Annotated in this window: 20 protein-coding genes, 1 tRNA gene and 1 pseudogene; 6 read left to right on the top strand and 16 right to left on the bottom strand. The window is 63.4% G+C overall.

Features of this window, described 5'->3' with window-relative positions:
- The 14 genes and pseudogenes from RMO23_RS12640 to rpsB all read right to left on the bottom strand — a co-directional run.
- Positions 1-364: pseudogene (locus RMO23_RS12640) on the bottom strand (lipid-A-disaccharide synthase); the annotation flags it as partial.
- 103 nt (positions 365-467) lie between these two features.
- Positions 468-1,280, bottom strand: coding sequence for an acyl-ACP--UDP-N-acetylglucosamine O-acyltransferase (gene lpxA / locus RMO23_RS12635; protein ID WP_309681996.1), 813 nt, complete (start codon positions 1,278-1,280; stop codon positions 468-470).
- 16 nt (positions 1,281-1,296) lie between these two features.
- Complete coding sequence (gene fabZ, locus RMO23_RS12630; RefSeq protein ID WP_309681994.1) at positions 1,297-1,737, bottom strand: 3-hydroxyacyl-ACP dehydratase FabZ; 441 nt, start codon at positions 1,735-1,737, stop codon at positions 1,297-1,299.
- On the bottom strand, positions 1,734-2,801 hold the full coding sequence (gene lpxD, locus RMO23_RS12625; RefSeq protein ID WP_309681992.1) for a UDP-3-O-(3-hydroxymyristoyl)glucosamine N-acyltransferase: 1,068 nt from the start codon (positions 2,799-2,801) through the stop codon (positions 1,734-1,736). The genes fabZ and lpxD overlap by 4 nt, the downstream gene beginning before the upstream one ends.
- Positions 2,802-2,847: 46 nt before the next feature.
- Positions 2,848-3,354 carry an OmpH family outer membrane protein gene (locus RMO23_RS12620; RefSeq protein ID WP_309681990.1) on the bottom strand — a complete coding sequence of 169 codons (507 nt, stop codon included), beginning with the start codon at positions 3,352-3,354 and terminating at the stop codon, positions 2,848-2,850.
- Positions 3,354-5,651 carry an outer membrane protein assembly factor BamA gene (gene bamA / locus RMO23_RS12615; RefSeq protein ID WP_309681988.1) on the bottom strand — a complete coding sequence of 766 codons (2,298 nt, stop codon included), beginning with the start codon at positions 5,649-5,651 and terminating at the stop codon, positions 3,354-3,356. Before bamA ends, RMO23_RS12620 begins: the two co-directional genes overlap by 1 nt.
- Positions 5,652-5,677: 26 nt before the next feature.
- Positions 5,678-7,063 carry an RIP metalloprotease RseP gene (gene rseP, locus RMO23_RS12610; protein ID WP_309681986.1) on the bottom strand — a complete coding sequence of 462 codons (1,386 nt, stop codon included), beginning with the start codon at positions 7,061-7,063 and terminating at the stop codon, positions 5,678-5,680.
- 1 nt (position 7,064) lies between these two features.
- Positions 7,065-8,252, bottom strand: a complete 1,188-nt coding sequence (ispC, locus tag RMO23_RS12605) for a 1-deoxy-D-xylulose-5-phosphate reductoisomerase (protein ID WP_309681984.1) — start codon at positions 8,250-8,252, stop codon at positions 7,065-7,067.
- 32 nt (positions 8,253-8,284) lie between these two features.
- Positions 8,285-9,151 (bottom strand): phosphatidate cytidylyltransferase, encoded by an 867-nt coding sequence (locus RMO23_RS12600; protein ID WP_309681982.1) that lies wholly within the window; start codon positions 9,149-9,151, stop codon positions 8,285-8,287.
- Positions 9,151-9,894, bottom strand: a complete 744-nt coding sequence (uppS, locus tag RMO23_RS12595) for a polyprenyl diphosphate synthase (RefSeq protein ID WP_309681980.1) — start codon at positions 9,892-9,894, stop codon at positions 9,151-9,153. The genes RMO23_RS12600 and uppS overlap by 1 nt, the downstream gene beginning before the upstream one ends.
- Positions 9,895-10,006: 112 nt before the next feature.
- Positions 10,007-10,567, bottom strand: coding sequence for a ribosome recycling factor (frr, locus tag RMO23_RS12590; RefSeq protein ID WP_309681978.1), 561 nt, complete (start codon positions 10,565-10,567; stop codon positions 10,007-10,009).
- A gap of 58 nt (positions 10,568-10,625) precedes the next feature.
- On the bottom strand, positions 10,626-11,336 hold the full coding sequence (gene pyrH / locus RMO23_RS12585; protein ID WP_309681977.1) for a UMP kinase: 711 nt from the start codon (positions 11,334-11,336) through the stop codon (positions 10,626-10,628).
- A gap of 65 nt (positions 11,337-11,401) precedes the next feature.
- Positions 11,402-12,316, bottom strand: a complete 915-nt coding sequence (gene tsf, locus RMO23_RS12580; protein ID WP_309681975.1) for a translation elongation factor Ts — start codon at positions 12,314-12,316, stop codon at positions 11,402-11,404.
- A 142-nt stretch (positions 12,317-12,458) separates the two neighbouring features.
- Positions 12,459-13,211: a 30S ribosomal protein S2 gene (rpsB, locus tag RMO23_RS12575; protein ID WP_309681973.1), complete on the bottom strand. Its 753-nt coding sequence runs from the start codon at positions 13,209-13,211 to the stop codon at positions 12,459-12,461.
- A 148-nt stretch (positions 13,212-13,359) separates the two neighbouring features.
- Here rpsB and RMO23_RS12570 point away from each other — a divergent pair, with 148 nt between their 5' ends.
- The 4 genes from RMO23_RS12570 to RMO23_RS12555 all read left to right on the top strand — a co-directional run bounded on the left by RMO23_RS12570 (position 13,360) and on the right by RMO23_RS12555 (position 18,438).
- Complete coding sequence (locus RMO23_RS12570) at positions 13,360-14,700, top strand: amidase (protein ID WP_309681971.1); 1,341 nt, start codon at positions 13,360-13,362, stop codon at positions 14,698-14,700.
- 117 nt (positions 14,701-14,817) lie between these two features.
- Positions 14,818-16,077, top strand: coding sequence for a D-amino acid dehydrogenase (locus RMO23_RS12565; RefSeq protein WP_309681969.1), 1,260 nt, complete (start codon positions 14,818-14,820; stop codon positions 16,075-16,077).
- A 145-nt stretch (positions 16,078-16,222) separates the two neighbouring features.
- Complete coding sequence (gene lysM, locus RMO23_RS12560; protein ID WP_309682000.1) at positions 16,223-16,726, top strand: peptidoglycan-binding protein LysM; 504 nt, start codon at positions 16,223-16,225, stop codon at positions 16,724-16,726.
- Positions 16,727-16,824: 98 nt separating this feature from the next.
- Positions 16,825-18,438, top strand: a complete 1,614-nt coding sequence (locus RMO23_RS12555) for an NAD(P)H-hydrate dehydratase (RefSeq protein WP_309681967.1) — start codon at positions 16,825-16,827, stop codon at positions 18,436-18,438.
- Between the two features lie 112 nt (positions 18,439-18,550).
- Here the strand turns inward: RMO23_RS12555 and RMO23_RS12550 are convergent, their stop codons facing one another.
- Positions 18,551-19,117, bottom strand: a complete 567-nt coding sequence (locus RMO23_RS12550; protein ID WP_309681965.1) for a YggT family protein — start codon at positions 19,115-19,117, stop codon at positions 18,551-18,553.
- Positions 19,118-19,160: 43 nt separating this feature from the next.
- Positions 19,161-21,497 carry a ribonuclease R gene (rnr, locus tag RMO23_RS12545; RefSeq protein WP_309681998.1) on the bottom strand — a complete coding sequence of 779 codons (2,337 nt, stop codon included), beginning with the start codon at positions 21,495-21,497 and terminating at the stop codon, positions 19,161-19,163.
- Between rnr and RMO23_RS12540 the strand changes: the two genes are divergently transcribed.
- Positions 21,378-21,680 (top strand): hypothetical protein, encoded by a 303-nt coding sequence (locus RMO23_RS12540; protein ID WP_309682002.1) that lies wholly within the window; start codon positions 21,378-21,380, stop codon positions 21,678-21,680. The genes rnr and RMO23_RS12540 overlap by 120 nt on opposite strands.
- Before the next feature lie 179 nt (positions 21,681-21,859).
- Positions 21,860-21,944: transfer RNA gene (locus tag RMO23_RS12535), tRNA-Leu, on the top strand.
- Positions 21,945-22,019: the final 75 nt, after the last annotated feature.

Raw genomic sequence — 22,019 nt, 5'->3', positions numbered from 1 at the left:
GTTCAGCGCGCCAGGCCCACACCGACGGGCTGACGAAATGGACCGTTTTGATGCCCTCGCTTTTCAAGGCCGCTTCGAGGTCGAGATTGAAATCGGGCGCATCGACGCCAATGAACACATCGGGCTGCGTCTGCAACAGCCGGGCTTTGAGCTGCTCGCGGATGCCGACGATCTCGCGGTAGTGCCGCAGCACTTCGACGTAGCCACGCACGGCGAGCTTGTCACTGGGCCACCAGGCATCGAAGCCGTGGGCACGCATAGCAGGGCCGCCGATGCCACTGGCCGCCAGTTGCGGCCAGCGCGCCTTGAAGCCGTCCAGCAGCAGTCCGGCCAGCAGATCGCCCGAGGTTTCGCCGGCCACCATGGCGAGATTCAAGGGCCGGCTAGGCGTGGGGTGGGAATTCAAAACGGATCGGAGAAATCAGATATGGGCGCGCGGGGCACGGAGACGGTGCCCGCCGCATGGGCTAACGGACGATGCCGCGCTGCGGCGAGCTTCGCGCCAAGAAAGTCAGCATCGTCTGCACATCGGCGTCGGCCTCTGGATGCAGATCCGGCAGTTCAGCGATGCGCGACTGGGCTTGATCGAGCGTCAGGCTATCGCGGTACAGCGCCTTGTGCATGGCCTTGACAGCGGCGATGCGTGCGGCCGAAAACCCGCGCCGCTTCAGACCTTCAAAGTTCATCGAGCGCGCTGCGGCCGGCTGGCCCTGCGCCATGACGAACGGCGGCAGGTCGGCAAACAGCAGCGAGCACATGGCGGTCATGCTGTGCGCCCCAAGGCGCTCGAACTGGTGCACGACGGTAAAGCCGCCCAGAATCACCCAGTCGCCCACCTGCACATGGCCGGCCAGCTGGGTGTTGTTGGCAAAAATGGTGTGGTTGCCGACCGCGCAGTCATGCGCCAGGTGCACATAGGCCATGATCCAGTTGTCGTCGCCCACGCGAGTCACGCCGGTGTCGCCGGGCGAGCCGATATTGAAGGTGCAAAACTCGCGAATGGTGTTACGGTCGCCAATCACCAGCTCGCAGGGCTCGCCCGCGTATTTTTTGTCCTGCGGAATCGCGCCCAGCGAGTTGAACTGAAAAATCCGGTTGTCGTGGCCTATGCTGGTGTGGCCTTCGATCACGCAGTGCGCGCCAATGGTGGTGCCCGCCGCCACCTTGACATGCGGGCCAATGACGCTGTAAGGCCCGACGCTGACCGTGCTGTCGAGCTGGGCCTGCGGGTCTACAAGAGCCGTGGGATGAATGCCCGGCTTGGCGACTTCGGACGTCATGTTTCTTGCGCCGTCTTCAGGCAATGGTGCGCATGGTGCACATCAGGTCAGCCACGCAGGCCACGCTGTCACCCACGCTGGTGACGCCCTTGAACTTGAAAATGCCGGCCTTCATGCGCTCCAGCGTCACGTCCATGATGAGCTGGTCGCCTGGTTCGACCGGCCGCTTGAAACGGGCGCCGTCAATGCCGGCAAAGTAATAAACCGTCTTGTCGTCGGGTGTCACACCCACCGTGTCAAAGGCCAGCAAGGCGGCCGCCTGGGCCATGGCTTCGAGCATCAGCACGCCGGGCATGACCGGGCGATGCGGAAAATGCCCCATGAAAAACGGCTCGTTGATGGTGACGTTTTTCAGCGCCTTGATGCGTTTGCCTTTTTCGATTTCGAGGACACGGTCCACCAGCAAGATCGGGTAACGGTGCGGCAGCTGCTTGAGAATTTGGTGAATGTCCATCATGTTTTTTCTTGAAGGTGAGCAGGCTTGCCGGCGAGCAGCTTTTCAGCCAGTTTGAGTCTTTCACGCAGCGCGTGAAGCTGCTTGAGCGTTGCGGCGTTTTTCTCCCACGCGGTATTGTCGTCGATGGGAAAGAGGCCGGTGTACTGGCCAGGCTTCAAAATCGAGCGCGTCACCACCGATGCGGCCGACACATGCACATGGTCCGCCAGGCGCAAGTGGCCCAGCACGATCGCGCCGCCGCCCACCGTGCAGTGCGCACCAATCGTGGCGCTGCCGGCCACACCGGCGCAGCCTGCCATGGCGGTGTGCTTGCCGACCCGCACGTTGTGGCCGATCTGCACCAGGTTGTCGAGCTTGACGCCGTCTTCCAGCACCGTGTCCCGCAGGGCGCCGCGGTCGATGCAGGTATTGGCGCCAATTTCGACATCGTTGCCGATCTGCACCGCACCCAGCTGCTCGATCTTGACCCACTGACCCTGATGCGGCGCAAAGCCAAAGCCGTCGGCACCAATCACCGCACCGGGGTGCACAATGCAGCGCTCACCGATACGGCAAGCATCGGCCACCGTGACCCGGGCCGCCAGGCGGCTGCCAGCGCCCACATGCGCCCGCTCGCCAATCACGCAGTGCGCGCCAAGGTGCACGCCCTCGCCAATCATGGCGCCGGCGGCAATGCAGGCAAAGGCACCGACCGACACCCCGACGGCCAGCGTCGCAGACGGGTCAACACAAGCGCTGGGGTGAATGTGCGGCGGCGCTTCGGGAAAGTGGTGGCGCTTCCAGAGCTGGGTGATGAGCGCAAACGCGTGATAAGGGTCGTCCACCACAATGCAGGCGCCGCGGCTTGTGGCCGCCTCGCGCGCGGAGGGCGCGACCAGCACGCAGGCGGCAGCGGACTGGGCCAGCTGCTTCAAGTAACGGGGGTTGCTGAGAAAACTCAGGTCTTGTGGCCCGGCGGCTTCCAGCGTCGACAGGCGTTCAACCACCACATCCGGGTTACCGAGCAACTCGGCCGCGACGCTTGCCTGCAGGACCTGAACAATATCGCCAAGACGGAGCGTCACACTGCGCCTGCTTTTCTGAAATCGCCGTGGGGGTGCAGACCTGCAATCAACGAGCAGCGTTCAGCGCCTTGATCACCTTGTCGGTGATGTCATGCTTGGGATTGACGTAGACCGAGTCCTGAAGAATCAGGTCGTATTTTTCGCTTTCAGCCAGCGTTTTGACCACCTTGTTGGCGCGCTCTATCACCAGTTGCAATTCCTCGTTCTTGCGCGCGTTCAGGTCTTCCTGAAACTCGCGGCGCTTGCGCTGGAATTCACGGTCCTGATCGACCAGCTGCTTCTGGCGCGAGTTACGCTGGCTTTCGGCCAAGGTCGGGGCCTCGCGTTCGAACTTGTCCGAGAGGGTCTTCAACTGCGTGCCGAGATCGTTGATCTCCTTCTCTCGCTTGCTGAATTCCTGCTCCAGTTTGGCTTGGGCCGCCTTGGCCGAGTTGGCTTCGCGGAAGATCCGGTCAAGATTGACGATGCCAATCCGGAAATCCTGCGCGCCTGCCGACACACCAGCCACCGCGATGACGAAACCCAGAACGATTTTGCTGAAGAAATGATTCATTAGAAGGATGTTCCAATTTGGAATTGCAGGCGCTCTATTTTATCGCCTGCGACTTTGCGCAAAGGCACCGCGAAGGCGATACGCAACGGACCCACCGGAGAGATCCAGCTGACGCCGATGCCGGTCGAAACTCTCATGCCACTGAAGCTGTAACTCTCTTTTTCGCCAAACACATTGCCTGCATCGACAAAGCCGTACATGCGCAGCGTCCGGTCATTGCCAGCACCGGGAAACGGCGTAATCACCTCGGCGTTGAGCGTGACCTTTTTCGGGCCGCCGGTCGCCAGGTCCGAGGAGTCGCGGGGGCCCAGAGAGCTTTGCTCAAAGCCGCGCACCGAGCCCAGACCGCCCGAATAGTAGTTCTTGAACAGCGGATAGGGCTGGCCGTTCAGGCCCTTGCCCCAGCCAAGCTCGCCATTGAGCGCCACCGTGTACTGCCTGTTGAGCGGAATGTACTGCTGGATCTGGTAATTGGCGCGCACGAACTTGACGTCACCGCCCACGCCCCAGTCACCATAAACACGCTGAAAGCGCCCGGTGGTGGGCACCAGCGCGCTGTCCCGGCTGTCGCGTGACCAGCCGACCGTCAGGGGAATGGAGTTGCTTTTGTTGCCGAACTGATTGGCATAGGTCTGGTAGCTCACGGGCAGGTTGGTCCCCGGCACAATCGTGACCTGCTCGTAGCCGGTGCCAAAATAAACCGTGTCGCTTTCGGTGAAGGGAATACCAAAACGAATGCTGGCGCCGCGCGTTTTCAGCGCATAGTCGCCACCCTGGCCAGTCGTTGGCTTGGACGTCCGGTCATACACATCGATGTTGCGGGAAATGCCGTCTGCGGTGAAATACGGATCAATGGTACTGAGCACCAACTGGCGATTGGACTTGCTGGTATTGAGCTCAATGCCGAGGTAGTTGCCTGAGCCAAACACGTTCTCCTGCTTGATGCCCAGCATCAGCGACAGGTTGTCGGCACTGGAGAAGCCGGCACCCAATTGCAGATTGCCGGTGGGTTTTTCGACCACCGTCACGGTCAAATCCACCTGATCAGCGGTAGCGGGAACTTCCTGCATGTCAATGCCGACATCGGTGAAAAAGCCCAGGCGGTCCACGCGACTTCGGGACAGGCGAATCTTGTCTCCGTCGTACCAGGAGGATTCAAACTGGCGAAACTCGCGGCGCACGACTTCATCGCGGGTGCGGTTGTTGCCGGCCACGTTGACGCGCCGCACATAGGCACGCCGCGAGGGGTCGGCCTGCAGCACAAACGCGACGCGGTTGCTGGTGCGGTCAATCTCGGGGCTGGCTTCGACTTTGGCAAAGGCAAAACCAAAACTGCCAAAGTATTCGGTAAAGGCCTTGGTGGTTTCGGCCACCTTGTCGGCGTTGTAGGGCTCGCCCGGCTCAATCGTCACCAGCGACTTGAACTCTTCTTCCTTGCCGAGGTAGTTGCCTTCCAGCTTGACGCTGGAGACCACAAAGCGCTCGCCCTCCGTGATGTTGAGAATGACCGAAATGCTTTGTTTGTCGGGCGAAATGGCCACCTGCGACGAGTCGACCTTGAACTCCAGGTAACCGCGCGACAGATAGTAGGAACGCAGGGTCTCGATGTCGGCATTGAGCTTGGCGCGCGAATAGCGGTCAGACTTGGTGTACCAGCTGAGCCAGCCGCCGGTATCGAGGTCAAACAAATTGAGCAGCGTCGATTGGCTGAACGCCTTGTTGCCGGTGATCTGGATTTCCTTGATCTTGGCGACATCGCCTTCAACGACGCTGAAGGTCAGGTTGACCCGGTTGCGCTCAATGGGTGTGACCGTGGTGATCACCTCGGCTGCGTACAGGCTCTTGTTGATGTACTGACGCTTGAGCTCCTGCTCGGCCTTGTCAGCAAGGGCCTTGTCAAAAGGCTGGCCGTCGGCAATGCCGACTTCGCGCAATGATTTTTTCAGCGCATCCTTGTCAAATTCCTTGATGCCGACGAAATCGACATCGGCCACGGTGGGGCGTTCCTCGACAATCACCACCAGCACATCGCCACTGACTTCCAGCCTGACGTCCTTGAACAGCCCCAGGCCAAACAGCGCGCGAATGGCGGTCGATCCTTTTTCATCGTTGTAGGTCTCACCGACACGAAAGGGAAGCGACGCGAAAATCGTACCGGGCTCAACCCGCTGCAAACCCTCAACCCGGATATCACGGACGGTGAACGGGTCAACCGCCCAGGCGGCATTGGCGACCAGCAATCCGGCAGCAATGGCGCAGACAGCACGAACTTTGAATCGGTTTATTTTTTGGTGCATTGAAATGTAGGGAATTAGCGCCAGCATCAGCTGAAGAGCCGGGTGACGTCATTAAACAAGGCAATAGACATCATGCCCAACAGGATCGCAACGCCACCGCGCTGCAACCGGTCCATCCAGGCGTCGGACACGCCATGACCGGTGACCCACTCCCAAAGATAATACATCAGGTGCCCACCATCCAGAACCGGCAGCGGCAGTAAATTGAGAACACCCAGACTCACGCTGATCAGGGCCAGGAACAGCAAATAGGAATTCCAGCCCAGGCTGGCTGACTTGCCTGCATAGTCCGCAATGGTGAGCGGGCCACTGAGATTTTTCAGGGACGCTTCGCCGATCACCATCTTGCCCATCATCCTGAGCGTGAGCAGCGAAACCTCCCAGGTGCGCACCGCGCCCTGCCACAAACCCTCCACGGGCCCATAGCGCACCGTCACGAATTCAGGCGGCGCACCGACATAAGCACCGATACGCGCAACGGACACGCCTTTGTCCTGCGACAGGCCGGGCGTGACCTGCAACGCCAGCGGCTGGCCGGCACGCAGGACTTGCCACTGCTGCGGCGCCATGACCACGCTGCCACTGGCCGACCCCGCAGGCTTGGCCGAGGCCCGGATCAACTCACGCAACTGCTGGCCATCCACAATCGGCGTATTGCCGACATGCAGCACCACGTCACCGGCCCGCAAGCCGGATTTTGCGGCCGCACCGCCGGCCATCACTTCGCCAATCACCGGGCGCGTCCAGGGCCCCAGGATGCCGATCTTGCGGAACAGCTGGGGATCGGCTTCGGCGGCACCGAGTTTGCTGAGCGGCAGCAGCACAGTCCGCGAAGGGGCACCCGAAGCGTCTTCACCCAGTACCAGTTCCAGGTCGCGGCCGTCCAGCGCGCCCTGCGTGAGCCGCCAGCGAAGGTCTTCAAACGAGCGCACCGTTTCACGTTCTTCTCCCTCAAACGCGGCCTCCTGAACGATCTCTGTGCCGCGCAGGCCCGCCTTTTCTGCCAGCGAACCGGCAACAGGGCTTGCCAGAATCGCTTTGGGCTCCTGCAGGCCGCTCCAGTTGACGACGGAATAAAGTAGCACCGCCAGCAGCAAATTGGCCACCGGGCCGGCAGCCACCACCGCCGCGCGGGACTTCAGGGGCTGGGTGTTGAAGGCCAGGTGGCGCTCGGCCGGATCGACCGGCGCCTCGCGCTCGTCCAGCATCTTGACGTAACCGCCCAGCGGCAGCATGCCAATCGAAAACTCGGTGGGCTTGTTCTTGAGCCGCCAGGTGTAAATCGGTTTGCCGAATCCGATGGAAAACTTCAACACCTTGATGCCGCACGCCACCGCCACCCGGTAGTGCCCGTACTCGTGCACCGCAATCAGGATACCCAGCGCAACCAGAAAGGCAATCAGCGTCAACATGTCAGGACTCCAGACGTTCAGCGATTTGACTGGCAACCAGGCGCGCCCGCGCGTCCAGCGCCAGCAGACCTTCGATGCTGTTTACCTCAGAGAGCGGCGTGCCCTCCAAAGTTGCAAGATTTACATGGTGGATGTGATCGAAGCGGATGCGCCGGTCCAGAAAAGCCGCCACCGCCACCTCGTTGGCCGCATTCAGCACCGCGGTACTGCCGACCGGCGCATTCAGCACCTGCCAAGCCAGCGGCAGGCCCGGAAATCGACCATTGTCAGGCACTTCAAACGTCATGGTTGCCAGCGCCCTGAAATCCAGCGCCCGGGCACCCGAGGCGATGCGGTCGGGCCAGGCCAGGCCGTAGGCAATCGGCACCCGCATGTCGGGCGTGCCGAGTTGCGCCACCACCGAGGTGTCGCGGTACTGCACCATCGAATGAATGATGCTTTGCGGATGAATCACCACCTCGATCTGCTGCGGTGTCAGGCCAAACAGGTATTTGGCCTCAATCACTTCCAGCGCCTTGTTCATCATGGTGGCGGAATCCACCGATATCTTGCGGCCCATCACCCAGTTCGGGTGCGCGCAGGCTTCGTCGGGCGTGACGTGGCGCAGGCTTGCCGGGTCGCGCGTGCGAAACGGCCCGCCCGATGCCGTCAGGATGATTTTTTCAACGCGCTGCGGCCAGCTCGCGGCGTCTTCCGGCAAGGACTGGAAAATCGCCGAATGCTCGCTGTCAATCGGCAGCAGCTGCGCGCCACCGGCCCGCACGGCCCGCATGAAGACCTCGCCGCCCACCACCAGCGCTTCCTTGTTGGCCAGCAGCAGGCGCTTGCCCGCCGCGGCCGCAGCCATGCAGGGCGGCAACCCGGCAGCGCCCACGATGGCCGCCATGACGGCGTCCACCCGTTCATGCGACGCTATCATTTCAAGAGCATCAGGTGTCCATAGCACCTGGACGGGAAGCTCATTGAGCTTGATTTTGTGGGCCAGTTGCAGGGCGTGCGGCTCGCTCACCATGACCGCATAGCGCGGTCTGAACTGCGCACACTGCGCCAGCAACAGGTCAACCTGGGTCGCGGCACTGAGGGCAAACACCTCAAAGCGGTCCGGGTGGCGCGCAATCACGTCGAGCGTGCTCACGCCAATGGAGCCGGTAGAGCCCAGTACAGTGATGCGCTGCTTTGGCAAAGTCATGGAAAAGCCCTGTGAACAGACCGGCTAAACGCCTAGAAGCTGGCCAGCATCATCGCCAGCGGCAGGGTCGGCAGCAGGGCATCGACACGATCCAGCACGCCGCCGTGGCCCGGCAGCAAGCCACTGGAGTCCTTGACCCCGGCACTGCGCTTGATCAGCGACTCGACCAGATCGCCCACCACGCTCATGGCCGCCATGAACACCACCGCCAGCAGCATCACGACAAGGCCGTGCCGCGCCACCAGGCGGGAATACAGCGTTGGCTGCTGCCAGAACCCGCCAGCGGCTCCGTGGCCCGCTGCGCCCAGCCAGACCCAGACCAGCGCCAGCACCACCACCCCGGCCATGCCGCCCCACACGCCTTCCCAGCTTTTGCCCGGGCTGATGGAGGGCGCGAGTTTGCCCTTGCTGAAACGGCCGCCGAAGGTGCGGCCGGCAAAATAGGCAAAGATGTCGGCCACCCAGACCAGCAGCAGCACCGACAGCAGAAAATTGACACCAATGACACGGGCCTGGGCCACCGCCAGCCAGGCCAGCCAGAGCGCCAGCAGCCCGCCGACCAGGCGCAGCGCCTTGGAAATGCGCGGCCAGCCGGCGACGCCATGGCGCAACAGCCAGCCGCCGGCCAGCACCCACACCGCGCCAGCCGCCGCCCAGAGCAGGGATAAAGGTTTTTCCAGCAGACCCGCATACCAGGACAGGCCGCACATCAGCAGACAGACGCCGGCCAGCCCGAGCGAGCCGGCCTGCCCAAACGCATTCAGGCGCCCCCACTCCCACGCGCCAGCGGCAATCAGCAGCAGCGCCACGGCGCCAAACGGCACTGGCGTCTTGTAGAAAAGCGCGGGCAACAAAATCGCCAGCAACACAATGGCCGTAATCACTCGCTGTTTAAGCATCAGGCGGCCTTGGGGGTTGAAGGAGCCGGTTGCCCGCTGAGCTGGGCCGAAGTCTGGCCGAAACGACGCTCGCGGGTGCGAAAAACGGCGATGGCTTCATCGAGCGCGGCTTCGTCAAAATCCGGCCAGAGCCGATCGGAAAAATGCAGCTCGGAATACGCCGCCTGCCACAGCAAAAAATTGCTGATGCGCAGTTCGCCACCGGTGCGGATCAGCAAATCAGGATCGGGCACATGCGCCAGCGCCATGGCACGGTCCAGCGACAGCTCGGTAATGGTTTCGCCCCGGCCGGCCAGTTTTTGCGCCGCCTGGGCAATGTCCCAGCGGCCGCCATAGTTGAAGCAGACATTGAAAACCAGACGCTGGTTACCGGCGGTACTGAGCTCCGCCTGCGTCAGCCCGGCCTGGACTTTTACGGAAAGCCGCTGCCGGTCGCCGATGAAATGCAGCTGCACGCCGTTGGCCTTGAGGCTGGGAACTTCCCTGGCCAGGGACAGCGCCAGCAGTTCCATCAGCCCGGACACTTCTTCGGGCGGCCGGTTCCAGTTTTCGGATGAAAAGGCAAATACCGTCAGCACGCCTATGCCGCGCGCCAGGCAGGCCTTGATGCAGCGCGTCAGCGAATCAAGGCCTTGCTTGTGCCCGGCAATACGCGGTAAAAAGCGCCGGGTGGCCCAGCGGCCATTGCCATCCATGACGATGGCGACATGGTGCGGAACGACACTTGACGCGGGCTCGGACATGGGCAAAAGTCAGCGCGCGGGCCGGGGAGAACGCCGCGAAGGGCCGCCCCGAGCAAGTTCAGCCCCCTCGGGGGGCAGAGAGCTACACGCAGTGAGCGAACGTGGGGGCACCTTAGACTGCCATGATGTCTTGTTCCTTGCCGCTGACCAGCTTGTCGACGTCGGCAATGAAACGATCGGTGAACTTCTGAATCTCGTCCTGCGAACGGCGCTCGTCGTCTTCGGAGGCGAGTTTTTCCTTGACCAGCTTCTTGACGCCATCGTTGGCGTCGCGGCGCAGGTTGCGAATCGCCACCTTGGCGTGCTCGCCCTCGGCCCTCACCACCTTGGTCAGCTCCTTGCGGCGCTCCTCGGTCATGGCCGGCATGGGGACGCGAATCAGGTCGCCCTGCGACGCCGGGTTAAGGCCCAGATCAGAGTCACGAATGGCTTTCTCGATCTTGGCGCCCATGCCTTTTTCCCACGGCGACACGCTGATGGTGCGGGCATCGAGCAAGGCCACATTGGCGACCTGGCTGATGGGCACCATGGAGCCGTAGTAGTCCACCTGCACGGTGTCAAGCAAGCCGGGGTTGGCGCGGCCGGTGCGGATCTTGGTCAGGCCGCTCTTGAACGAATCCAGGGACTGCTGCATTTTTTGCTCTGCATGCTGCTTGATCTCAACAATACTCATGGTCGAATCTCCGGATTTCTAGGTACAAAAATTTGCAGGACGTAAACGCCGGACCGGCTCAAACGTGAACCAGGGTACCTTCGTCTTCACCCTGCACCACGCGCTTGAGCGCGCCATGCTTGAAAATGCTGAACACCTTGAGCGGCAGCTTCTGGTCGCGGCACAGCGCAAAGGCGGTGGCGTCCATGACTTCCAGGTTTTTGCTCATGGCTTCGTCGAAAGTGATGCTGGCGTAACGCGTGGCCGTCGGGTCTTTCTTCGGGTCGGCCGTGTACACACCGTCCACCTTGGTGGCCTTGAGCACGATCTCGGCACCGATTTCGGCGCCGCGCAGGGCCGCGGCCGTGTCGGTGGTGAAGAATGGATTGCCGGTGCCGGCCGCAAAAATCACGACCTTGCCTTCTTCGAGGTACTGCAGCGCCTTGGGCCGCACATAAGGCTCAACCACCCGCTCGATGCCGATGGCCGACATGACGCGTGGCGTCAGCCCGGCCTTGTCCATGGTGTCGCCCAGCGCCAGCGCGTTCATCACAGTGGCCAGCATGCCCATGTAGTCGGCGGTGGCGCGGTCCATGCCGACCGAGCCGCCCGCGACACCGCGAAAAATATTGCCACCGCCAATCACAATCGCCACTTCCACACCCATGCGGGTGATTTCGGCAATTTCCTCCACCATGCGCACGATGGTGGCGCGGTTGATGCCAAAGGCGTCATCGCCCATCAAGGCCTCACCTGACAGTTTTAACAAGATCCGCTTGTAGGCTGGCATGCGAGGGCTTTCTGTGAAATGGGATGGGGTTGAAGTTTAGCGGCCTTCCGGCTGGACTGAAACGCTCAGGCGGCCTTGGCAGCGGCAATTTGCGCCGCAACTTCGGCTGCGAAATCGTCCACTTTCTTTTCAATGCCCTCGCCCACCACGTACAGCGTGAAGGACTTGACCTGGGTGGCTTTCTCTTTCAGCATCTGCTCGACCGACTGCTTGTCGTTCTTGACAAAGCTCTGGTTGTACAGGCTGACTTCCTTCAGGTATTTCTGCACGCCGCCATCGATGCGCTTGGCAACGATTTCCGCGGACTGCACCGGCTTGCCGGCGGCCTGGGCCACAGCGGCGTCTTCGGCGGCCTTGGCAGCCGCCACCGAGCGCTCTTTTTCCACCAGGTCGGCCGGCACATCCGCGCTGGTCAATGAAACCGGCTTCATCGCGGCCACATGCATGGCCACATCCTTGGCAGCGGCTTCGTCGCCTTCAAACTCGACCACCACGCCGATGCGGGTGCCGTGCAGGTAAGAAGCCAGCTGGCTGCCGGCAAAACGCTTGAAGCGGCGCACGCTCATGTTTTCGCCGATCTTGCCGATCAGGCCCTTGCGCACGTCTTCCACCGTCGGGCCAAAGCCGTCTTGCGACAGCGGCATCGCGCCAATCGCGGCCAGGTCGGCCGGGTTGTTCTGGACCACGCCCACGGCGACCGCCTGGGCAAAGGCCAGGAAGCTGTCGTTCTTGGTGACGAAGTCGGTTTCGCAGTTGACTTCAACCAGCGCGCCCACATCGCCTTCACGGTGTGCAGCCACCACGCCTTCAGCGGTGACGCGGGAGGCGGCCTTGCCGGCCTTGTTGCCCAGCTTGACACGCAGGATTTCTTCTGCCTTTTCGAAGTTGCCTTCGGCCTCGGTCAGTGCTTTCTTGCACTCCATCATGGGAGCGTCGGTTTTGGCGCGCAACTCGGCGACCATGCTTGCAGTAATTGCCATTTTCAGTTCTCCATCTGTCGGGTTGACTTCGACTGGATGCGGAAGCCGCACCCGCTTTATCGTTAACGTGTGAAAAAGGGGCCACACAAGCCCCTTTTTCGCGTCTGGCACAGCGCCTGCGCCTGCCAGCCGAGGCTGTTGATCAGCTTGCCGTGTTTTCCACTTCCACGAACTCGTCGGAGCTCTCGGCGGACACGGCCTTGACGACATCGTTCATGGCGTTCGCGCGGCCTTCGATGATCGCGTCGGCAATGCCGCGGGCGTACAGCGCGACCGCCTTGGACGAGTCATCGTTGCCGGGAATGACGTAATCGATACCGATAGGCGAATGGTTGGAGTCCACCACACCGATCAGCGGAATGCCCAGCTTCTTGGCTTCGAGCACCGCGATTTTGTGGAAACCCACGTCGATCACGAAAATGGCGTCTGGCAGTGCATTCATGTCCTGAATGCCGCCTATGTCTTTTTCGAGCTTTTCAATTTCACGCTTGAAGGTGAGCTGCTCTTTTTTGCTGATGGAGTCGAGGCCGGCTTCCTGCTGGGCCTTCATCTCTTTCAGGCGCTTGATCGAGGTCTTGACCGTCTTGAAGTTGGTCAGCATGCCGCCCAGCCAGCGCTGGTCAACATAAGGAACACCGGCACGCTGGGCTTCGGTGGCGACGATTTCGCGGGCCTGGCGCTTGGTGCCGACCATCAAGATGGTGCCGCGGTTGGCGGACAGCTGTTTCGCGAACTTCATCGCGTCCTGGTACATCGGCAGCGATTTTTCCAGGTTGATGATGTGAATACGGTTGCGGTGGCCGAAGATGTACGGGGCCATCTTGGGATTCCAGAAGCGGGTCTGGTGTCCAAAGTGGACGCCGGCTTCCAGCATTTCGCGCATGTTTGTCGACATAAAAAACTCCAAAGGTTGTGTCTAAAATCAGCGCTTACCGTCTGGAATGATTTCCAGGCAGCACCTTGAGTGGCTGATTTGCGATTTGCCCTGCCAACAACGAAAACCGTCATTCGCAAAGCCTGTCGAGTATAACACCCTCCTGCCCATGAAACAGCCGCGCGCCCCAGGCGATCTCCATGCCACCCGCGAGGCCCTGCGCACCGGCCAGCTGCAGCCCCGGCAGGTCCTTGAGCAGGCCGCCGCCGTGGCCCAAAGCGATGCCTGCCGCCATGTGTACAGGCCCGGCCAGGCCTTCAACCCGGTTTCCTCAAGCGCGGCGCCTGGCGACCCGGCGCAGGTTCTGGCCGGCATGCCGGTGTCCATCAAGGACCTGTTCGACGTGGCCGGGCAAACCACCGCCGCCGGCTCCACCGTGCTGGCCGACGCGCCCGCGGCGCTGACCGACTGCCCGGCCGTGGCCCGGTTGCGGGCGGCCGGTGCGGTGCTGGAGGGGCGCACCAACATGGTGGAATTTGCGTTTTCCGGCGTCGGCATCAACCCGCATTACGGCACGCCGGTGAATCCGGCGGACCCGCTGGTGGCGCGGATTCCGGGCGGCTCGTCATCGGGCGCGGCGGTGTCGGTGGCCACCGGAGCCGCGCTGGTGGGCCTGGGCTCCGACACCGGCGGGTCGATCCGCATTCCGGCGGCGCTGTGCGGCATCGTGGGCTTCAAAAGCACGGCGCGGCTGGTGCCTGCCCAAGGCGCGATCCCCCTTTCGACCACGCTGGACACGGTCTGCGCCCTGACCCGCTCGGTGCGCGATGCGGTCACGGTGCATGAGGTGCTGGCGGCGCGCCAGGTCACGCTCGCCGGCAAGCCGCTGGGCGCCTGCCGCCTGGCCGTGGCCCGCACGCAAATGCAGGACGGAATGGACAGCACGGTGGCGCAGGCCTTCGAGCAAGCCTTGAACGCGCTGCGCCAGGCCGGGGCGCGGATCGAGGAAGTTGCACTGACGGAAATCAGCGAACTGGCCGCCATCAACGCCAGCGGCGGCCTGTCGGCGGCCGAAAGCTATGCCTGGCACCGCCACCTGATCGCGCAGCACCACGCGCGCTACGATCCGCGCGTGGCGCTGCGGATTCTGCGCGGCGCCACCATGAGCGCGGCCGACTACCTTGCGCTGCTGGCCGCCCGCGCCGACTGGATCGCCCGCATGCAGGCGCGCCTGAGCGGCTTTGACGCCGTGCTGTCGCCCACCGTGCCGATGGTGGCGCCGACTATTGCCAGCGTGCTGAACGACGACGAGGCCTTCTTTCGCGTCAACGCACTTTTGCTGCGCAACACCTCGGTGGTTAACATGCTCGATGGCTGCGCGATTTCGCTGCCCTGCCAGCGCCCCGGCCAGTTGCCGGTCGGGCTGATGCTTTGGCACGCCGCGCTGCACGATGATGCGCTGCTGGATCTGGCGCTGCAGGTAGAAATGGCGCTGACCCACTCGCTATAAAAATGATAGCTGTTGGCGCACATAGTACCTGGGCTAGCGGCATATTTCACTCCAAAAAACAATGAATCACACGTTTTTCAAGTTCCGGCGCGGCGCGCTGGCCCTGGGGCGCCGCGCATGAGGGTTGCCGTTATTGGCGCCGGCATCATCGGCATCACCACCGCCTACGAGCTGGCCATGGATGGCCATGAGGTCACGGTTTTTGAACGCCGCAGCGCCGCCGCCGAGGAAACCAGCTTTGCCAATGCCGGCGTGGTGGCGCCCGGCTATGTCACGCCCTGGGCCGCACCGGGCATGCCGGGCAAGGTGTTCCGGCACCTGTTCAGCCGCCATGCGCCGGTCAAGCTGGGCTGGCCGCTGACGGGCCGCGACCTGTCCTGGATGTGGCAGTGGTACCAGTCCTGCACGCTGGAAACCTACCTGGCCAACCGCGGGCGCATGCAGCGGCTGGCGTTTTACAGCCGCGAGCGGCTGGACCACCTCACCGAGGCGCTGGAGCTGGAGTACGACTGCAGCCCCGGCTACCTGGTGCTGCTGCGCTCTGAAAAAGACAGCCGGCTGGCCCAGCCCGGCCTGCAGGCGCTGCGCGATGCCGGCGTGAGCTTCAGCGAAATCAATGCCGAGCAGGTGCGCCTGATCGAGCCGGCCATCAGCACCGACACGGTCTTTCTGGGCGGCATTCACCTGCCCAACGATGGCGTGGCCAACTGCCGCCAGTTTGCGCTGCTGCTCAAGAACGAAGCCCAGCGTATCGGCGTCAATTTCGAGTTCAATACCACGGTAGCCCAATTGGATCGGGCCCAGACAGCTACTCTTTTAATAGCAGGCGAAGACGCGCCGCGGCGCTTTGACCAGCTCGTGATGTGCGCCGGCCTGGCCTCGGCCGAGCTGCTGCGGCCGCTGGGCCTGCAGATTCCGATGGTGGCGGTGTATGGCTACTCGATCAGCGCGCCGATTGGCGAGCCGCTCAATGCGCCGCGCAGCGCGCTCATGGACGAGCGCTACAAGGTCGCCATCTCGCGCCTCGGCCAGCGCGTGCGGGTAGCCGGCAGCGCCGAGATTGGCGGCTCGCTGGCCACCAAGCGCGCCTCGTCGATTCAAACCCTTTACAAAGTGTTGCATGACTGGTTTCCGGGCGCGGCCCAGCACGCCAACCTGGGCCTGAAGGTGCAGGAATGGAAAGGCGCGCGCCCCATGCTGCCCGACGGCCCGCCCCTGATCGGCCACAGCGGCCTGAACGGCCTGTGGCTCAACCTGGGCCACGGCTCCAGCGGCTGGGCCCTGAGCTGCGGCAGCGCGCGCGCACTGGCTGACCTGCTGGCGGGCAAGGCGCCCGAAATCGACATGCAGGGCCTGGGGCTGGAACGCCTTCGCTGATCACGCCAGCGCAACGCCAATTCGGTCACGCATCCATGCCGTTGCCGGGCGCTGCCGCCCCTTCGTCATGGCCGGCGTGTACAGTGGCCAAGGCCCGGCGTTTTGGACCGGACCGTCACTTGTTTAACCAATGATTGGAGTACCCATGGGCATGCTCAGTTTTATCAAGGAAGCCGGCGAAAAGCTCTTCGGGCGCGGCCAAGCCAAGGCCGCCCAGGAAGCCGCCGCCGCCGCCCCCACGCCAGAGAACATCGCAGCGCTCAGCCAGGCCGCCGGCGATGCGATTGAAACCTATATCGGCACCATGAACCTGAAGGTCGAAGCGCTGGACATCAGCTTTGACGCAGCCAGCGCCACGGTCACCGTTGCCGGCGTGGCGCCCGACCAGGCGACCAAGGAAAAAGTGCTGCTGTGCTGTGGCAACGTCGCCAATGTTGCCGCGGTCAACGACCTGATGACCGTGGCCAACCCCGAGCCCGAGTCGCGCTGGCACACCGTCGTCAGCGGCGACAACCTGTCCAAGATCAGCAAGGAGTTTTACGGCACGCCGAACAAATACCCGCAGATTTTTGAGGCCAACAAGCCCATGCTGGCGCATCCCGACAAAATCTACCCCGGCCAGGTGCTGCGGATTCCGGCGGACGCCTGAGCGGCCCGCGGATCGCCCGCTTCAAGAAACCCGGTGCGCCGGGTTTTTTTACGCCCTTGAACGACATGGTCCGGCAGGGCTGACCGCACAATGGCGCCATGCAAAGAATTTCCAGCGCCGCCAGCCAGCCGCTGCACAGCGTGGCCGCCACCCGCCAGATCGAGCAGCAGGCCGCCGCCAGCCTGCCGCCGCACACGCTGATGCAGCGCGCCGGCCTGGCCGCGGCCCGCCTGACACTGGCGCTGGCGCCGCATGCCCAGCGCATCTGGGTCGCCTGCGGCCCCGGCAACAACGGCGGCGACGGCTTTGAGGCCGCGCTGCAGCTGCACCAGTGGGGCAAGACCGTGGTGCTGAGCTGGACCGGGCCCACCGCCGGCCGCAGCCAGCCGCCCGATGCCGCGGCATCACGCCAGCGCGCCGTGGCCGCGGGCGTGCCCATGGCTGAGCAGCCACCCGGCGATTTCGACTTTTGCATCGACGCCCTGCTCGGCATTGGCGCGCGGGCCGATACCGCGCTGACGGGCAGCACGCTGCAGTGGTTGCGGCTGATGCAGGCCAGCCCGGCGCCCTGCCTGGCCATCGATGTGCCCACCGGCCTGGACGCCGATACCGGCACCGACAGCGCGACCGATGCGGGCAGCGCCAGCGCGCCCCGTGGTGCTATTAAATCAATAGCTGTAACCGCTTATTCGATAAGGGCCAAGCCGCTTTTTTGCCTGAGTCTCTTAACCCTGAAGCCCGGTCTGTTCACCGCCCACGGCAGGGACCGCTGCGGCGAGGTCTGGTTCGATGATCTGGGCGTCGACACGGCCGCCCAGGCGCCCCAAGCCTGGCTTGCCGGCGCAGACCGCGTCCACCCGCCGCGCGGTCAGGCGCCGCACGCCAGCCACAAGGGCACATTTGGCGATGTCGCCATCGTCGGCGGCCAGTCGTCGCCGGCCGGGCCGGGCCAGGCCGACGCCGGCAACCACATGAGCGGCGCCGCCCTGCTGGCCGGCCGCGCCGCGCTGCATGCCGGCGCGGGCCGGGTGTTTGTGGCGTTGCTGGGCCACGGCGGCGCGCCGCCGCTGCAGGTGGATCCGCTACAGCCCGAGCTGATGTTTCGCGGCTTCGAGGCGCTCGATTTGGTCCAGCAGGTGCTGGTGTGCGGCTGTGGCGGCGGCAGCGCCGTCAAACGCGTCATGGCCAAGCTGCTGTCCACCGCACCGCGCGCCGTGCTCGATGCCGACGCCCTCAATGCCATCGCCCAGGAGCCGCAGCTGCAAACCCTGCTCATGGCGCGCCAGCATCGCGGCTACGGCACGGTGCTGACGCCGCATCCGCTGGAGGCGGCACGCCTGGCCGGACTCGGCACCGCCCAGGTGCAGGCCGACCGGTTAGCCACCGCCAGCGCACTGGCCAGCCGCTTCGGCTGCGTGGTGGTGCTCAAGGGCTCGGGCACGGTGGTTGCGGCGCCGGGCCAGGCCACGGCCATCAACGCCAGCGGCAACGCCCGGCTGGCCACACCGGGCACCGGCGATGTGCTGGCCGGCATGCTGGGCGCCTACTGGGCCAGCGGGCTGGCGGCCTTTGACGCCGCCTGCAGCGCGGTGTTTGCGCACGGCCATCTGGCCGACCGCTGGGCCGCTGACAGGCCGGGGGAAACATTGACGGCGTCGGCTCTGGCGGCCGGTATCCGAGAGATCAGGCACCGGCCGGAGGATTGCAGTTGATGACGCTGGCGCTGGCGCTGAAGTCTGGCCGGATGCTATTATTTTGATAGCTCAGTGCACATGCTGGACAAGGGCTGGCAACACTTTTTGCTCTGAAAATGGCCCCTGGAGCCTACACCAGCACCATCATCGCGATCTGCAGCAGTACCAGCAGCAGCAGGGCCGACAAATCCACGCCGCCTATCGCCGGAATCACCCGGCGCAGCGGAGCCAGCAAGGGTTCGGTGAGTCGTCCAAACAGCAGGTAGGCCGGTGAGCCGGGTTGCACCCAGGACAAAATGGCGTAGCCAAGCACGGCCATGAACATCATCTGCAGCGCCACCCGCAGCAGCATCTTGAGCGCAAAGCCGAGCACGCCCAGCAGCACGACCGGCCCGGCGCTCAGGTCCGGCGCGGCTGCCAGCAGCAGCCCGAACAGCAGCCACCACACCAGCCCATACATCAGCGCCAGCAGCGCAGCGGCCAGCAGGCTGGCCCAGTCGATGCGCGAACGCGTGACGCTTTGCGGCAAGGTGCGACGCAGCGGCTTGACCAGCCAGTCGGTCAGGGCCATCACAAAGCCGCCGGGCTGCGCGCTCATGTTGATGCGCAGCCCGTTCATCCAGCCGCGCAGCAGGGCCGCGCCAATCAGCACGAAGAAAACTGTTTCGAGCAAGAAGCCCAGAATCCGGATCAGCATAAAGTGAGGGTCGCCAAAAAGGGGTAAAAAGATGCTGGAAAATCTAGCGCCTGGGCTTTTTGCCCTGCTTGCGGCTGGCACTGCCGGCCGCCTTTTTGACGGCCGCCTTCAGGGCCTGAATGGGCGACCGGGTGGTCCGACCGCCGGTGCTGCCGCCCGGATTGCTCATGGCAACGCTGCGGCTGCCGCTGCTGCCCTGTGATGAGGAGCGCTTGCCGCGCCCGCCGCTCTTGCCACCTTCCTGCTCGGCGCGCGCGCCGGCCCCATGACGTGCGGCGCCGCGCTCCTGGGCCGGCAGTTCGGCCGCATGGCCACTGGTCTTGTCTTTCATGGCGCGGCTGATCAGGGCGGCCTCGGCGCCCTCATGCACCAGCCGGAAGTCGATTTTGCGGCCGTCCAGATCAACCCGGCTGACCTGCACCCGCACCCGCGTGCCGATGGCGTAGCGAATGCCGGTGCGCTCGCCGCGCAGCTCCTGGCGCGCCTCGTCAAAGCGGAAATACTCGCCGCCCAGCTCGGTGATGTGGACCAGACCTTCCACATACATGGCGTCCAGCGTCACGAAAATGCCGAAGCCGGTGGCGGCCGTCACCACGCCGCCAAACTCCTCGCCCAGGTGTTCACGCATGTACTTGCACTTGAGCCAGGCCTCGACGTCGCGGCTGTCTTCGTCGGCGCGGCGCTCGTTGGCGCTGCAATGCAGACCGGCGGCCTGCCAGGCCAATTGGTCGGCGCTGGCTTTCTTGGGCTTCTGGTCGGGTTCCTTGACGCGCGCCGCCAGCCGCTTGGACAGCTTGGCCTCGGCTTCGCCCGGCGTGGGCAGGGTCGGCAGCTGGTATTTGGCCTTGTTCAGGATCGCCTTGATGACGCGGTGCACCAGCAAATCGGGGTAGCGCCGGATCGGGCTGGTGAAGTGGGTATAGGCCTCATAGGCCAGGCCAAAGTGGCCGCTGTTCATCGGCGTGTAGATCGCCTGCTGCATGGAGCGCAGCAGCATGGAATGGATTTGCTGGGCGTCGGGCCGGTCCTTGGTGGCCGTGGCGATCTGCTGAAACTCGCCCGGCGTCGGGTCGTCGCTGATCGAAAACCCGAGGCCCGCGGCCTTGAGGTAGTTGCGCAGCATGTCTTTCTTCTCGGGCGTCGGACCTTCGTGCACCCGGAACAGGCCGACATGCTTGCTCTGGGCAATGAAGTCCGCCGAGCAGACATTGGCCGCCAGCATGGCTTCCTCGATCAGCCGGTGCGCCACGTTGCGGGTGCGCGGCACGATTTTTTCAATGCGGCCGGCCTCATCGCAAACGATCTGGGTTTCGGTGGTTTCAAAATCGACCGCGCCGCGCACGCCGCGCTCCTTCAGCAGCGCTTGGTAAACGTCGTGCAGATCCAGCAGATTCGGCACCAGCGTCTGGCGCTGCGCCGCCTCGGGGCCGCGCGTGTTGGCCAGAATGGCGGCCACCTCGGTATAGGTGAAGCGGGCCTGGCTGAACATCACGGCCGGGTAAAACTGGTAGGCATGCACCTCGCCCTTGGCCGTGACCAGCATGTCGCAGACCATGCACACACGCTCCACGTTCGGGTTGAGCGAGCACAGGCCGTTGGACAGCTTTTCGGGCAGCATCGGAATCACGCGGCGCGGAAAATACACGCTGGTGGCCCGGTCGTAGGCATCAATGTCAATAGCGCTGCCGGTTTCCACGTAGTGGCTCACATCGGCAATCGCCACCAGCAGGCGCCAGCCCTTGCCCCGCCCGACCTTGGCGGGCTCGCAGTACACCGCGTCGTCAAAGTCGCGGGCGTCTTCGCCGTCAATCGTGACCAGCGCGATATCGGTCAGGTCCACGCGGCCCTGCTTGTCGGCCGGGCGCACGGCGTCGGGCAGGGTGCGGGCCAGCGCCATGGCGGCATCGCTGAACTCATGCGGCACGCCATATTTGCGCACCGCGATTTCAATTTCCATGCCGGGGTCGTCTATTTCGCCCAGCACTTCCCTGACCCGGCCCACCGGCTGGCCAAATAGCGCCGGCGGCTCGGTCAGTTCGACCACCACAATCTGCCCGGTCTTGGCGGTGCCGGTGGCGCCCTTGGGAATCAGCACATCCTGGCCGTAGCGCTTGTCTTCGGGCGCGACCAGCCAGACGCCGCTTTCCTGCAACAGGCGGCCAATGATGGGGTTGCTTGAGCGCTCGATGATTTCGGTGACGCGGCCTTCGGGCCGGTTCTTGCGGTCATGCCGCACGATGCGGGCCTTGACCCGATCCTTGTGCAGCACGGCGCGCATTTCGTTGGGCGGCAGGTAAATGTCGGCCTCGCCGTCATCGCGCTGAACAAAACCATGGCCGTCGCGGTGGCCGGAAACCGTGCCCTCGAATTCCGCGAGCAGTCCGGACGATGCGCCGGTGTTGTGGTGCGTTGTTTTGATAAGAAGTCTCTTTTCGTAATTTTTGTGTTGGGTGCCAGCGGCAACAAGCTGCCTGCTATTTTGGCAACGCAATCAAGGGGATGGAAGGAAAAATTGGCCTGGTCTGCATCAATGTCTGATCCAGATACTAGCCGCGAACTGTGAAAAATTTCTGTCCATCTGACCCGTGCCAGGCGTGACTTCGCAAATTTTCAAAAGGTTTTTGCACGCGTGGGCCTGGCAAGATGACAGCTTCAAATTTCCCCCTGAAATTTGAAATATTTCAGGGTTTTTAACGCGGGCGACCCGAAAACACCTTGATGTGATGTTACACTGCTTGCTGTGCCCGGGTGGCGGAATTGGTAGACGCGCACGGTTCAGGTCCGTGTATCGCAAGATGTGGAGATTCGAGTTCTCTCCCGGGCACCAAAATTACCCAAGCAGCTGGTCAAACAGCCGCAGTCAATCAAAATCAAAGCCACTGTCCCCAGTGGCTTTTTTTGT

This window comes from Polaromonas sp., from assembly GCF_031411155.1.
In the GTDB taxonomy this organism is placed as follows: domain Bacteria; phylum Pseudomonadota; class Gammaproteobacteria; order Burkholderiales; family Burkholderiaceae_C; genus Polaromonas.
This window is presented reverse-complemented; position numbering and strand designations above follow the sequence as displayed.